The organism is Mediterraneibacter sp., from assembly GCF_030825015.1.
Lineage (GTDB): Bacteria > Bacillota > Clostridia > Lachnospirales > Lachnospiraceae > Mediterraneibacter.
Genome location: NZ_JAPJQP010000026.1, coordinates 11,143 through 24,701 on the forward strand (window position 1 = coordinate 11,143; position 13,559 = coordinate 24,701).

Genomic DNA, 13,559 nt, shown 5'->3' on the forward strand with positions numbered 1-13,559 from the left:
AGGATAATAAATGGCAAAAGAGAAAGAAAGTAAGAGAAATAGAATAGAAGAAAAGAAAAAAAGATAGATAGGGAAATTCAGAAATTTTAGAAAAATATGAAAAATGGTTGTGACATACATGTGAAACTGCTATAATAGGTAAAGTATCTACGGATAGTTTAGGTATAAAAATTGACACAAAGGTGTTACCCCGAAAGGGGAGTGCTTTGATGTCATCAACATGAAAAATAATTGTAATTAACAGCTTGAAAAGAGCTGATAATTAAATAAAGGCTGCCATTACCAAAGACTGGAAAACAGTGTGTTTTCAAGGAAAAATGGCATTTGTCCATATAGCTCAGCTGGATAGAGCACTCGCCTTCTAAGAGGTAGATGGTTCGTTTCCAACACTAAGGGTTCAGTTCTAAAATATTAGCACAGCGCAATATCTGAAAAACGCTGTAAATACAAGGGTTGTAATGGTTAAATATAACCGTTATAATATATAAAGTGTCTCTGTAGCTCAGTGGATAGAGCGATGCCCTCCTAAGGCATGTCAGCGGAGGTTCGACTCCTCTCAGGGACGCTAGAAACGCTATAAACATTGGGTTTATGGCGTTTTCTTTTTTTGAAAATGCCCTCCATATTGAACTAAAATCGTGCTAAGAGGGGATGAACCATTTTCCCCAATCGTGCTAATAAAATTGACATCGTGCTAATTAGAAAAAAAGATAGATTTTGTGCTAATACTATTGTGCTAAGAGCTGGGCGAGTGTAGATGCCAGTTCTGGTGAGTTTTGTAGTTTCAGTTTATAAGTTGTGCTGGAGTGTCTGAGTGAATGAAATACTACATTTGGAAGTTTTGCCCTGGTTCTCAATTCCTCGAATGATTTCAGAAATACTCTTCCTTCACATGGGCGTCCATTTGCAAGGGCTATAACGAGATTAAAATCTTTGTATTCTTCTCCAAGAAATTCTTTTAGCTCATCCTGTCCAGTTTTCCAATCTTTAAAAATATAAGCCAATGTTTTGGAATCCATACACGTCGGATATGCTGTCTGTCTTTGGCTTTTTTAATACAACGCGTGTTGAAGTGTTTGGCATAAGTGGAGGAAAGATATAATAAACGTCTTTCTGATCCAACTGTTCGAGTGCTCGTTTAGAAGCTCTTGTTTGCCAGATTGATTACTGCTTCTTCCGCTAAGTGTTGTTCCCTCAAAAGCAGCCACCCTAATTGTGTGCACACACTGATCGGACAACAAAAGTCCAAGATTTGTATAAACTCCATCATGGGTCATGATTCCTAATGTTTTCATCTGGGCTTCCCCAAATAATACATTTCTATTGGAAAATTCTTTCTTGGCTGCCTCAAAAGTTAAATTCTGTTCCAGTGACCGCATTTCCTCAAAATGGTCGCCGTCTGTTTCCTTGATCATACAGCGGATTGCAGTATTGGTAGCCGGTACAGACGAGTATCCCTGACGAACAAACACACCTTCCGGACGCAATCCTTTTTTGCAACATAATAAGGCCGTTCTGTTCCTTGCTGAATATCAACAGCAACAATCAGTTTCCCATCTTCATTCAATGTTTCATAATGCAGGAACATTGTAAGATTCGGTTTGATGGCATCCCGGACCATGTTGCTGATCTGCAAGGCAGTTCCATCCAGATCCTCTACGCCAATTAGGGTTCCATCATCCTGAACCCCGATATACAGTTTTCCGCCTTCACAATTTGCAAATGCAATTATTTCCTTCTTTATATCATCCACTACAATCGACTTCAATTCCACAGTTTCGCTTTCCTGAAAAATCATCTCATCGCCTCCTGTAAATATTCTACTCATATTCTAACCATTCTCGTTAACTGCTGGTTAGAATGATGGTTAGAAAGAAATAATTTTGCAACAAATTTTATATATTTTCCGTTGCATTTTAAGCACTAGGCAGGTGGATTCAGTCGTGCATCAGGCACACGCTGGGTTCGTCCTCCCTGGGAACCAGACGGTAAGTACATTCCCCATAGACCGTGCGTTTGTCCTCGATCTTCATGCCATAGGTTTTAAAAAGGCGGTATTCCAAATGGCGGATTTTTATGAAATTGATTTACGAGAGTTATTAGACGGAGAAAGGAAAAGCGAGAAAATGAATGAAGAATTAAAAGAAACTGTATTAAAAATCGCAGAATATATCAATAGCGAAAAAATCAGAATAATAGCTGTACTAATAGCATATAACATATAGTTCCTCCGGCAATAGATAACAGCATTTGCCGTTTCCAGCAATGAAGTGCGATGACAAAGATGATCCCAAGAAGTTCCGGTAAACCGTGGCTGCCGGTGAACAGATTTACATTTTTCAGACAGTAAATGATCAGAAGACCGAATACAGCCGCCGGGAGAACTTTTCCAAGATATTGAATATATTTTGGTGTTGGTTTTTCTGACGGAAACAGAATAAAGGGCAGGAATCTTGTCAGCATGGTTCCGATTATTACCATAAGGATTGTAATTAGTTGCTGGGATAAACTCATATTGTCTTACCGTCTCTCTCCATTGTTTTTCTTAATAGTGTAAGCACGCCGAGAATTGCAAGCATTGCAGGAATGATAAAATGATCAGCTCCGAAAGTAATCAGGCAGAGTAGTGAAATTCCAAGTCCTGATAGAGCGCTGGCGTGACTTTTGTCTTTAAACCATTGTTCCAGAAAAATGACTACGAACATGGCGGTCATTACGAAGTCAAGTCCCTCTGTATTAAAATGAATAAGAGAACCAAAGATGCCGCCCAGTGTTGCGCCGAAAACCCAGTAAAGGTGATTTAATAAAGTGACAAAAAACATAAACCATCCTTTATCTACATTTTTGGGAATGTTTGCAGTGTAATTGATGGAAAAGCTTTCGTCACACATTCCAAAAATAAGATAAAATTTTTTCCAGCCAGTTCCTTTATATTTATCCAGCATGGAAATACCGTAAAACAGATGTCTTGCATTAATCATCAGTGTCATAGCAAGGGACTGAATCGGGTTGAATGCGCCGAGCAGCATATTTACCGTTACAAATTCCATAGAACCGGCGAAGATCGTCAGGCTCATCAGCATTGGATACCAAAAACTGAAACCGGAAACGTTCATATAGATGCCATAGGTAAGTCCGAGAAACCAAAATCCGGCAAAAATCGGAATCGTATGCGGAAAAGCGGTTTTTAATGCCTGAAAATATTTCGGATTCTTTTTTATCTTCTGCAAAATGATCCCCTCCTCGCCTTGTGGCCGAATTCTTCCCAAAACATTTCGTTTACAGATTATGCGCAGGACTATCTTTTATCCCACTATTAAAACAGTTAAATTTGATACTGTCAAGTTTCAGTTTTACCTCTTTAACTGCAAGGAGTTATCGTTTTTAATCCTGTATGTGACGAAGTAACAGCGGTATTTCTTGAAAAAATAAAAAAACAAGTTAGCACTATTAAATTCATATAAAGGGGCAAAGGAAAAACAGGTGGGGTTTTTATACCCCACCTGTTAGTTTAGGATATAGTTATCAAAGTCATTAAATGAAAAAGTAAATGTCATCTCTACCCCTATTTTTCATCCCAAAAGGGTTACACTGACTTTTGCAATAACCTATAATTCAAGTAAGTCGATTACTATCTGTAGTCAGGAGCAGATATGAAAGAATTGGATTATATACCAAACAATAGTCAGTTGACATTAACAGATAGGGTTGCAATTGAGGTGGGACTTGCCAGAAAGGAGTCATTTGCCAAGATAGCGAAACAATTGAGGAAGCATCCTCGCACGATAGCTCGTGAGGTAAAAGAGAATCGTACGCATTTACCAGCTGAATATGCTTTTGGAAATGATTGTAAAAACTATGCAAGTTGTCGTAGAACCGGCTTGTGTGGTGCTGATCCAGAGGCATGTGATTATCCATGTAAAAAGTGTAGGGGCGAGAGCTGCCATGTACTCTGTGATAATTATGAATCATCCGAGTGCCAGCTTCCTAACAATCCACCTTACGTGTGTAACACCTGCTACAGGAGAACGATGTGTAAAAAGAACCGCTATTATTACAATGCTAAATACGCAGATGCAGCGGTAACAAGAAGACGATCATTAAGCAGAAGTGGAGTGAGACTATCAAAGGAACAATTAAAGGAAGTTGGGGATATCATTAGACCGCTTATTAGAAAGGGACAGCCACTAACGCATATATATGCTGAGCATGAAAATGAGCTACGGGTTGGTCTTAGAACGCTTTACAACTACATTGATCAAGGCAAGATACGAGGAGTGAAGAATATCGATTTAAGACGCAAGGTTGGCTATAAGGCTAGGCGCAAGAGAAAAGGTAATGTTGATGTAGTCACAACAGCCTGTCGAGAAGGTCGTACATACGCTGATTTCGAAAAATCATTGGAGCTTCAGTTTTGTGATTGGGAAGTGGTCGAAATGGATACGGTTATTGGCAAGAAGGGAGCAGGAAAGCGTCTTCTCACCATGATATTTAGAAAAAATAGTGTGATGCTTTTATTCTTACTTCCTGACGGTAAGGCTGATTCAGTGGTTAGAGTCCTAGACTATCTTGAAGCAGGCTTGGGATATGAGCGATTTAGGAGATTGTTTCCAGTTATTCTAACTGACAATGGATCTGAATTTAAAAAAGTAGATGAGATAGAGCTTAATGATGACATGATTTATAGAACCAATATCTTTTATTGTGATCCGATGGCGTCATGGCAAAAGCCACATATTGAAAAAAATCACGAGTATATTCGCTACGTATTACCGAAGGGAAAAATAATGGATGGATACACCCAGGAGGATATGACTCTGTTAATGAATCATATCAATAGTACGAAGCGAAAAGGGTTGAAGTGGAAGTCACCAATGGAACTTGTGGAACAAGATGATGAGGATATGCAGGCATATTTGAATTATTAAAAATGCACCTCATCCCGGCAGATGAAGTGCATTTAACTCCAGAGTTATTAAACAACTAATAAAATTTGATTGGAGCAGAAGTAATTGACTTGTCAATAGATGTCAAAACAGACTGGTTACATTTACTTTTTCAACGAAGAATGTAAGCGGTCTGTTTTGCATACACAAAATTCAATTACTTTCGTCTAGATTGGCTTAATTATAACATGTTTTGCAAAACTGGATACCTCTAAAACATCAAAAAAGGGGGCAAAAACGAATTTACGATGATGAGGCTGAGGAAAGGCTAACATGCAGTCTTTCATTCAACCTAGTTATCAAAGAAAAGACAAGATGTGAACTTGATAGGAAGGGAAAGGAAAAATTATGGATAAAGTATTTATTACGCTGACAGGAACAAAACATTATTTTGGAAATGATTTTTTAGAAAAGGGAATGAAAGTTAAGTTGGAAAAAGAACCGGACAATGAGTATGATAAAGAGGCGATTAAAATTACTTATGAGGGGCTTGGAAAGATTGGATATGCAGCGAATAGCTTTTATACAGTTATCGGTGATTCGATAAGCGCAGGACGTTTATATGATAAGATTGGAGATACCGCATATGCAAAAGTTGTGCTTGTCACGCAGGCAGGAACGATTTGCAAAGTTTGTAAAAAAAGTTTAAAGAAACCTGTGCTGATAAGTGAAGAACAAGAGAGGTATTATGGGTAAAAAAGAGGGATATGGAAGAAAAGGCGTATCTGGAGAGATCAAACATTATGATGCGAAAGAACATAAAACAGGACAGAGAAATCACGATATTTTTGGAGGTTGGGATTACTATGATGATTAAGGAATGAGTTGTGATTGAGTCGAGATGGAAGGAGAAATATGTTTTACCTGGTGATTGATCATTTTATTGAGACTTTAACAGGGATTAAAAACAGTCAGGTGAAGAAAGCTCCAAAGCTGCAGGAAGCTTATAAATGAGGGTAAAAGTTTGCTTTTTGCTGTATTACTGGATTGAAAGGAAAAGATGTACTATATATTTCTCACCTATGTTATATTATTTATAGTATCATTATACGAAGGGAGAAGGAAGAGTGCCAAAAGGAAGCAATCAGAAGTTTAAATTGTATCATCTCGCTCAGATTATGCAGGAACAGACGGATGATGACCATTACATTACGATGCCGGAGATTATGGCGGAGCTGGCGGAATATGGTGTAACAGCGGATCGAAAAAGTATATATGCAGATTTGCGCGATCTTAGTATCTTGGGCGTGGATGTAGAAGGAGAACCGATAGGAAACCGTTATCATTATCATGTAGTGAATCGTCAATTTGAACTTCCGGAGTTAAAACTTTTGGTGGATGCGATTCAATCTTCAAAGTTTATTACCGAGAAGAAATCAAATGCGCTGATTAAAAAACTGGAAAAGCTCGTTAGTAAATATGATGCACAGAAACTGCAGCGGCAGGTGTATGTATCAGGAAGAATTAAAACGATGAATGAAAGTATCTATTATACAGTAGATGCAATTCATAATGCCATTTCCGAGGATAAAAAAATAAAGTTCAGGTATTATCAGTGGAATACAAAAAAAGAAATGGAACTTAGACATAATGGAGCCTGGTATCATATTAGTCCATGGGGGTTGTCATGGAATGATGAAAATTATTATTTATTAGGATATGATTCAGAATCTGAAAAGATAAAACATTACCGGGTAGACAAAATGCTTCATATCAAATTATCCGAGGAAAGAAGAGAAGGAAAAGAGTGTTTTAAAAATTTAGATATGGCGGCATATGCGAAGAAGAGTTTTAGAATGTTCGGTGGGAAAGAAACGTCAGTAAAAATGCTGGTTCACAATCATCTTGCCGGAGTAATAATTGATCGTTTCGGAAAAGATGTGATGATGATACCGGCGGATAAAGAGCATTTTACTGTAAATGTGAATGTCTATGTCAGCAGACAGTTTTTTGGATGGGTGTTTTCACTCGGTTCAGATATCAAGATCGTAGGTCCTGATGAAGTGGTGGACCAGATGAAAACGGAAGCGGAGAGATTGATGGAGCAGTATGCGGGAGTATCAAGGCGGGGAGAATGACCGGTATAAGATATCGATATAGTATAGTTGTAGAAGGTGAGGATAATAAAGTGAAAGATGAATGCCTGATATGTAAAGCGCCGTTAGAGTATTTGGAAGAAGATGTACAGATGGAGTGCGCAGTCTGTCATAAGAAAGAAAACAGCAAGACACGTTGTGTAAATGGACATTATGTGTGCAGTGAATGTCATACAAAGGGAATGGACAGTATTATAGGAGTATGTCTGAATGAACAGAGTAAAAATCCGATTGAAATTATCAATAAAATGATGTCGATGCCATTTTGTCATATGCATGGACCAGAACACCATGTGATGGTCGGAGCTTCTTTATTGACGGCATATTATAATGCAGGCGGTGATGTTGATCTGGAACAGTCGTTGCTGGAAATGTATCGGAGAGGGAAAGAAGTTCCCGGAGGAGCCTGTGGTTTTTGGGGAGCCTGCGGAGCTGCTGTCAGCACAGGGATGTATATGTCCATTATTACAAAAGCGACGCCACTGGCAGCGGAGGCATGGGGATTATCTAATCTTATGACATCAAAAGCCCTTGGCGCAGTAGGGAGCGCATGGCGGTTGTAGATAACGCAAGTGATGAAAACAACGAAAATACAAGGAGAAAGGCAACTGTTGTACCTATTAAAATAGAATATGTGTGAGAGGACAAGCCTTTCAGTAATGTAGACGTTCAGAAATGAGCGTCTATTTTTATACCCAAAATGAAAGGAGCATTAGATTTATGAAAAAGACATTGAAACGATTGTGTACGGGCTTCTTAGCTCTTGCAACTGTCGTTACTGCTTTACCGACTACACCCGTTCATGCAGAAAGCAAGCAATACTGGACGGAAAGTGCAGAGCGTGTCGGTATCATTGAAAAAGTAATGAATGACGGTTCTATCGGTTCGACATTCAATGAGGGCTATATGAAAGTCGAGGGCGAAACTGCCTATTGTATTGACATCAATACAGATTTTAAGAATGGCTACAAGACCAGAGCTGACGCAAGCTCACGCATGAGTGCCGACCAGATTTCAGATGTGGCGTTATCCTTAGAGTATGTCAAACAGTATGGCGAAGCTCACAAGGAACTGAACTACAAGCAAGTCTATCTGTTGGAACAATGTGTAGTCTGGCAGAGATTGAGCGTACATCTTGGCTGGCAATGTGATAACGTGCGAGCTTCTTATGATGAAATTCCAAAGGCAACGCAGGACGAAGTTTTCTCTGGTGCAAAAGCCTTTGTCAAAGAGAATAAAGGACGCTATGAATGTGGCGGTTATATCTACTCTGGCGAGGGGCAGGAATTGGGACAATTCTGGGCGAAGCTGAATGTCGGAAATGCGAAACTGCAAAAGACTTCCAGTAATACCAGCATTACAGACGGTAACGGGAATTACTCTATCGCTGGTGCAACATACGGTGTCTTTGCTGATAAAGACTGCACGAAACAGCTTGCCACCCTTACGACTGATGAAAACGGAAATACAGATATTGTAGAGGTAAAAGCAGGCACAGTCTATATCAAGGAATTATCCGCACCAGCAGGATATAAAGTGGATAAAACTGTATATTCCTTAAAGGTTGAAGCTGGAAAGACAGCAACCTTGAAAGTATCAGATACACCGAAAGTAACGGACACTTTGATTGAGCTTTTCAAGATAGATATGGAAACACAGAAAGACAATCCGCAAGGGAACGCTTCTCTAGCAGGTGCGGAATTTACATGGAAGTATTATGCAGGCTTCTATAATAAAGACAATCTCCCTGCCGAAGCTACTCGTACATGGGTTACAAAGACAATCGCTGAAACAGACAGCGACGGGACAACCCACTACATCACAAAATTAGCGGACGCATACAAGGTATCTGGCGACAGCTTCTATATGCAGGACGGTAAAGCGGTTCTTCCACTTGGGACACTAACCGTTGAAGAAACAAAAGCTCCAAACGGCTACTTGTTAGACGGTGCATATATGCAGGCTGGCGATAAGTCCGAACAGATTAAGGGCTTATATGTAACACAGATTACCGAGGACGGCGACCTTGCCGTATTATCTGGAAGTAACCAGTTTTCCGTATCAGACAAGGTTATCCGTGGCGGTGTCAAAATTCAGAAACGAGATTTAGAAACGGGCGATACAAAGCCACAAGGAAGTGCCACTTTGAAAGATACTGCCTTTGACATCATTTCCTTAAATGATAATTCTGTTTTGGTTGAGGGCAAGCTATACAAGAAAAATGAAGTGGTAAAGACAATTCGTACAGATATTGAGGGTATCGCTTCTACTTCTGCTGACCTTTTACCTTATGGAAAATTCCGTATCGTTGAAAGTGAAGCTCCCGACGGTTACTTAACTGACGGTGCAAAACCGATTGATTTTACAATCACAGAAAATGGAAAAATCGTGGACTTAACCGACGAAGCTCATTCTATCTATAATCAGATTAAGCGTGGAGATATTGAGGGCGTAAAAATTGGTGCAGGCACACACAAGCGTCTTGCTGATGTTCCGTTTCGGATCACAAGCAAGACAACGGGCGAAAATCATGTATTGGTAACTGATGATAACGGGCAATTCTCCACTTCTGCTGATTGGGCTTCTCATAAGCACAATACAAACGCAGGAAAGACCAGCGAGGACGGTGTGTGGTTTGGAACTTCTGAACCAGACGACAGCAAGGGTGCAATGCCTTATGATACCTACATCATTGAAGAAATGCGTTGCGACAGTAACAAAGGCTTTGAACTTATCCCACCTTTTGAAATCGTGGTATCAAGAAATAATCTTGTGATTGATTTAGGAACGCTGACTGATGAATACGAAAAAGAAATCTCTATCCATACCACAGCGACCAGCAAGGACGGCGAAAAGACTATCCTTGCAGGAAAAGAGGTTACAATCGTTGATACTGTCAAATTGGACGGACTTACAAAAGGCACAAAATATCAGCTCAAAGGCTGGCAGATGTTAAAGGAAGAAAACGCCGAGCTTATCATTGACGGGAAACGTGTAGAAAACGATTATACCTTTGTCGCTGATGAGGAAGAAATGAAAGTGGAAATTTCCTATACATTCAATGCGTCTGCTTTAGGTGGCAAAAACCTTGTTACCTTTGAAGAATTGTATGATTTAAGCAATCCAGACGAACCCGTAAAAGTTGCGGAACACAAAGACATTGAGGACGACGGGCAAACCGTACTTATCACAGAGCGTATCATCAAAATTCATACGACTGCTACCGATAAGGACGGCAACAAAGAGCTTGAAGCTGGAAAAGAGGTAACAATCATTGATACCGTAACCTTAGAGGGCTTAGAAGTCGGTACACAGTACAAACTTGTGGGCTGGCAGATGTTGAAAGAAGAAAATGCAGAGCTTCTTATCAATGGAAAACGTGTGGAAAGTGATTATACGTTTACTGCTGACAGCGAAACTATGAAAGTGGAAGTTGCCTTTACCTTTGACGCTACTTCCCTTGACGGCAAACAGCTTGTAACTTTTGAGGAATTATACGATTTAAGCAATCCAGACGAGCCGAAGAAAGTTACCGAGCATAAGGACATTGAGGACGAGGGACAGACGATTACCTTTAAGGAAAAGCCAGAAGAACCAGAGAAACCCGAAACACCACCGACACCAGAAAAGCCTAGCAGACCTAGCGACAGTCCCAAAACGGGCGACAGTACAAATGTAATGGCATTTGTCGTGATGTTGCTTGCGTCTGCTGGTGGACTGGCTGGAACATATCTTTACAAACGCCGTAAAGTGAAAAAATCATAAGGCGGTAACGGTATGATGAAAGAAAAATCACGTTCTCCGCCGAAGCTGTCAAACGGCAGACTTCCGCTTATTCTGGCTTGTCTGCCAACAACCTGCAAGAACACGGATAGTCAAGGGTGCGTAAGCATTGATTTTACCCTTTACTATCTGGGGGATTGCTGGTACTTCCCGAACCGCCAGAATAAGAAATCACAATCAATTTATCAAAAATAGAAAGAAACGAGGTAAAACAATATGGAAATGAAATATGTCGTGCCAGATATGGCACAGTCTTTTGGAACTCTTGAATTTGCAGGCGAAAGCGAGCCAGTCTTTGAAAGAGATAAAAATAACCGCAGGGTCTTAGCCAGACGAAGCTATAACCTTTATTCTGACGTACAGAAAGGCGAAAATGTTGTCGTGGAAATTCCCGTGCAGGCTGGCGAAAAGAAGTTCAAGTATGAACAGAAAGTAAAACTTGTCAATCCGAAGTTATACGGCAGAGGTTACGCAATCGGGGATATGGGACATACCGATTATGTGTTAGTTGCTGATGATATTGTAGCAGTTGAAGAAAAGTAAAGGAGTGAAGAATTTATGAGATTATCAAACGGGTTTGTTATTGACAAAGAGAAAACATTTGGAGAATTAAAATTTACAGCGGTGCGTGATGTGTTCTTGCAGAATGAGGACGGGACACCGAGTACCCAGCTTAAAAAGCGTATCTATGATTTGAAGTGCAGTCTGCATGGTGGAATTATCCCCGTGTCTGTACCGCCAGAAGTACCGTTAAGGGAATTTCCGTACAATGCAGTTGTGGAGCTTGTCAATCCCGTAGCCGATACGGTATCACGAAAGACCTATACGGGTGCAGATGTGGACTGGTATGTAAAGGCAGAGGATATTGTGTTGAAGAATAAAGGCAATCAGAACGCAGGCAATCCACAGAACCATACACCGCAGGGACAGCCGAAAAAATAGGCTTACTGAATAGATTTTCATTGTAGCGGATATATGGAACTGCTATAATATGGGTATGAAGAAACGGACAAATAATAAGGTGTAAAGGAGACCAGCTATGAAAGATAAAAACATTTTAATTTGTGTGGGAATAATTATTTATATTGCTATGTCTGGAATTGATAGATTTGTTTATCATATACCTAATATTATTTATATACCAGTTGCAATTCTTGGTATTGCTTTAATTTTAATTGGCTTTTTCAAGGATAAATCTAAATAACAAAATTCCAGTTTGACAATTTCATATCCATTATACAAAGCAGTTAGTCTTAGGATTGACTGCTTTTTTCATACCCAGAAAGGAGTGATTGATTTATGCGTAAGATTTGGAACAAAGGACACCGTATCAGAGCCAGCGACAAGCACCTTGTCTACCACTTTTCCATAGGGACGCTTCTGTTTGTATTCGTGGCGGTTCTTCTGCTACTGAATATCAAACAGCTCATGTGTACCGATTGGGAGCATTTCAGCTTGTTAGAGAACGGCTTGACGCTTTCCCCTTACAACTTCATAACCATACTGATAGCGACTGGTGTTTGTGCATTGGTCGCTTTTCTGTATTACCGCTTCTGTTACGACAGTTTCAAGAAGCTCCTGCACCGTCAAAAGCTGGCAAGAATGATACTGGAAAATAAGTGGTATGAAGCCGATACCGTACAAGACAGCGGTTTTTTTACTGACCTGCAAAGCAGATCAAGGGAAAAAATCGTCTGGTTTCCAAAGATTTATTATCAAATGGAAAAGGGACTGCTTCATATCCGCTGTGAAATCACATTAGGAAAATATCAAGACCAGCTTTTACGGTTAGAGGATAAATTGGAAAGTGGCTTGTATTGTGAGCTGACCGACAAGACCCTGCATGACGGCTATATCGAATATACCCTGCTTTATGATATGATAGCAAACCGCATTACCATTGATGAAGTACGGGCAGAAAACGGCTGTCTTAGACTGATGAAAAATCTTGTCTGGGAATATGACGCACTCCCTCACGCCCTTATCGCTGGTGGGACTGGTGGCGGTAAAACCTATTTTCTGCTGACGCTCATTGAAGCCTTACTGCACACAAACGCTGTCCTTTATATCTTAGACCCGAAGAACGCTGACCTTGCAGACTTAGGGACAGTTATGGGAAATGTGTATCACACCAAAGAAGAAATGATAGATTGCGTCAATGCTTTTTATGAGGGCATGGTACAGCGAAGCGAGGAAATGAAGCGACACCCGAACTATAAGACGGGCGAAAACTACGCCTATCTGGGACTGCCACCCTGCTTTCTTATCTTTGATGAATATGTGGCGTTTTTTGAAATGCTGGGGACGAAAGAAAGCGTGAGCTTACTTAGCCAGTTAAAGAAAATCGTTATGTTAGGGCGACAAGCAGGTTATTTCCTTATCGTTGCCTGCCAGCGTCCAGACGCAAAGTATTTCTCGGACGGTATCAGAGATAACTTCAATTTCCGTGTGGGACTTGGGCGTATCAGCGAATTAGGTTACGGTATGCTGTTTGGTTCAGATGTGAAAAAGCAGTTTTTTCAGAAGCGTATCAAGGGACGTGGCTATTGTGATGTGGGGACAAGCGTGATAAGCGAATTTTACACGCCTTTAGTTCCAAAAGGACATGATTTTCTACAAGAAATCGGCAGACTGGAAGAAAAAAGGACTGCAAGCAACGAAAGCTGACAGTCCTACTTCAATTTCAATATGTCGTTTGGGGAACATTCCAGAAAATCACAGAGCTTTGCAAGGA

General features: G+C 40.3%; 15 protein-coding genes, 1 tRNA gene and 1 pseudogene. 12 read left to right on the plus strand and 5 right to left on the minus strand.

All coding sequences use genetic code 11. The annotated features are described in order from the left end of the window. The first annotated feature begins 491 nt into the window (after positions 1-491). Positions 492-565 (plus strand) — tRNA-Arg (locus RCH61_RS08975). A 163-nt stretch (positions 566-728) separates the two neighbouring features. Here the strand turns inward: RCH61_RS08975 and RCH61_RS08980 are convergent. Together RCH61_RS08980 and RCH61_RS09965 are read right to left on the minus strand one after the other, a co-directional pair. Beyond that, a complete protein-coding gene (locus tag RCH61_RS08980) occupies positions 729-1,019 on the minus strand; it encodes a hypothetical protein (RefSeq protein ID WP_306480491.1) in 291 nt (96 codons plus the stop codon). A gap of 165 nt (positions 1,020-1,184) precedes the next feature. Next, positions 1,185-1,798, minus strand: a pseudogene (locus tag RCH61_RS09965) (AlbA family DNA-binding domain-containing protein); the annotation flags it as partial. Positions 1,799-2,063: 265 nt separating this feature from the next. Between RCH61_RS09965 and RCH61_RS08990 the strand changes: the two are divergent. Further along, complete coding sequence (locus RCH61_RS08990) at positions 2,064-2,225, plus strand: hypothetical protein (RefSeq protein ID WP_306480502.1); 162 nt, start codon at positions 2,064-2,066, stop codon at positions 2,223-2,225. Here the strand turns inward: RCH61_RS08990 and RCH61_RS09905 are convergent. Both RCH61_RS09905 and azlC read right to left on the minus strand, forming a co-directional pair. Beyond that, on the minus strand, positions 2,188-2,514 hold the full coding sequence (locus RCH61_RS09905; RefSeq protein ID WP_306480492.1) for a branched-chain amino acid transporter permease: 327 nt from the start codon (positions 2,512-2,514) through the stop codon (positions 2,188-2,190). The genes RCH61_RS08990 and RCH61_RS09905 overlap by 38 nt on opposite strands. Further along, the gene (azlC, locus tag RCH61_RS09000; RefSeq protein ID WP_330692966.1) at positions 2,511-3,230 is read right to left on the minus strand and encodes an azaleucine resistance protein AzlC; all 720 of its coding nucleotides are present in this window, start codon (positions 3,228-3,230) and stop codon (positions 2,511-2,513) included. The genes RCH61_RS09905 and azlC overlap by 4 nt, the downstream gene beginning before the upstream one ends. 423 nt (positions 3,231-3,653) lie before the next feature. On the opposite strand from azlC, the gene RCH61_RS09005 reads away from it, so the two are divergent. The 10 genes from RCH61_RS09005 (at position 3,654) to RCH61_RS09050 (ending at position 13,492) form a co-directional block, all read left to right on the plus strand. Further along, positions 3,654-4,928: an IS30 family transposase gene (locus RCH61_RS09005; protein ID WP_306480493.1), complete on the plus strand. Its 1,275-nt coding sequence runs from the start codon at positions 3,654-3,656 to the stop codon at positions 4,926-4,928. 366 nt (positions 4,929-5,294) lie between these two features. Next, complete coding sequence (locus RCH61_RS09010; RefSeq protein WP_306480494.1) at positions 5,295-5,642, plus strand: HIRAN domain-containing protein; 348 nt, start codon at positions 5,295-5,297, stop codon at positions 5,640-5,642. Next, complete coding sequence (locus RCH61_RS09015) at positions 5,635-5,763, plus strand: hypothetical protein (protein ID WP_306480495.1); 129 nt, start codon at positions 5,635-5,637, stop codon at positions 5,761-5,763. The genes RCH61_RS09010 and RCH61_RS09015 overlap by 8 nt, the downstream gene beginning before the upstream one ends. Before the next feature lie 250 nt (positions 5,764-6,013). Continuing rightward, positions 6,014-7,024, plus strand: a complete 1,011-nt coding sequence (locus RCH61_RS09020; protein WP_306480496.1) for a helix-turn-helix transcriptional regulator — start codon at positions 6,014-6,016, stop codon at positions 7,022-7,024. Beyond that, positions 7,021-7,605, plus strand: coding sequence for a DUF5714 domain-containing protein (locus tag RCH61_RS09025; protein WP_306480497.1), 585 nt, complete (start codon positions 7,021-7,023; stop codon positions 7,603-7,605). The genes RCH61_RS09020 and RCH61_RS09025 overlap by 4 nt, the downstream gene beginning before the upstream one ends. A gap of 157 nt (positions 7,606-7,762) precedes the next feature. Then, positions 7,763-10,807: an SrtB-anchored collagen-binding adhesin gene (locus RCH61_RS09030; RefSeq protein WP_306480498.1), complete on the plus strand. Its 3,045-nt coding sequence runs from the start codon at positions 7,763-7,765 to the stop codon at positions 10,805-10,807. A gap of 234 nt (positions 10,808-11,041) precedes the next feature. Next, a complete protein-coding gene (locus RCH61_RS09035; protein ID WP_005339720.1) occupies positions 11,042-11,368 on the plus strand; it encodes a YdcP family protein in 327 nt (108 codons plus the stop codon). A 15-nt stretch (positions 11,369-11,383) separates the two neighbouring features. Next, the gene (locus RCH61_RS09040) at positions 11,384-11,767 is read left to right on the plus strand and encodes a YdcP family protein (protein ID WP_002347267.1); all 384 of its coding nucleotides are present in this window, start codon (positions 11,384-11,386) and stop codon (positions 11,765-11,767) included. A 97-nt stretch (positions 11,768-11,864) separates the two neighbouring features. Then, positions 11,865-12,029 carry a hypothetical protein gene (locus RCH61_RS09045; RefSeq protein WP_306480499.1) on the plus strand — a complete coding sequence of 55 codons (165 nt, stop codon included), beginning with the start codon at positions 11,865-11,867 and terminating at the stop codon, positions 12,027-12,029. A 95-nt stretch (positions 12,030-12,124) separates the two neighbouring features. Then, the gene (locus tag RCH61_RS09050; protein ID WP_306480500.1) at positions 12,125-13,492 is read left to right on the plus strand and encodes an FtsK/SpoIIIE domain-containing protein; all 1,368 of its coding nucleotides are present in this window, start codon (positions 12,125-12,127) and stop codon (positions 13,490-13,492) included. 5 nt (positions 13,493-13,497) lie between these two features. Here the strand turns inward: RCH61_RS09050 and RCH61_RS09970 are convergent. After that, positions 13,498-13,559: helix-turn-helix domain-containing protein (locus RCH61_RS09970; protein WP_442920455.1), on the minus strand; the 62-nt coding region annotated here is incomplete at its 5' end.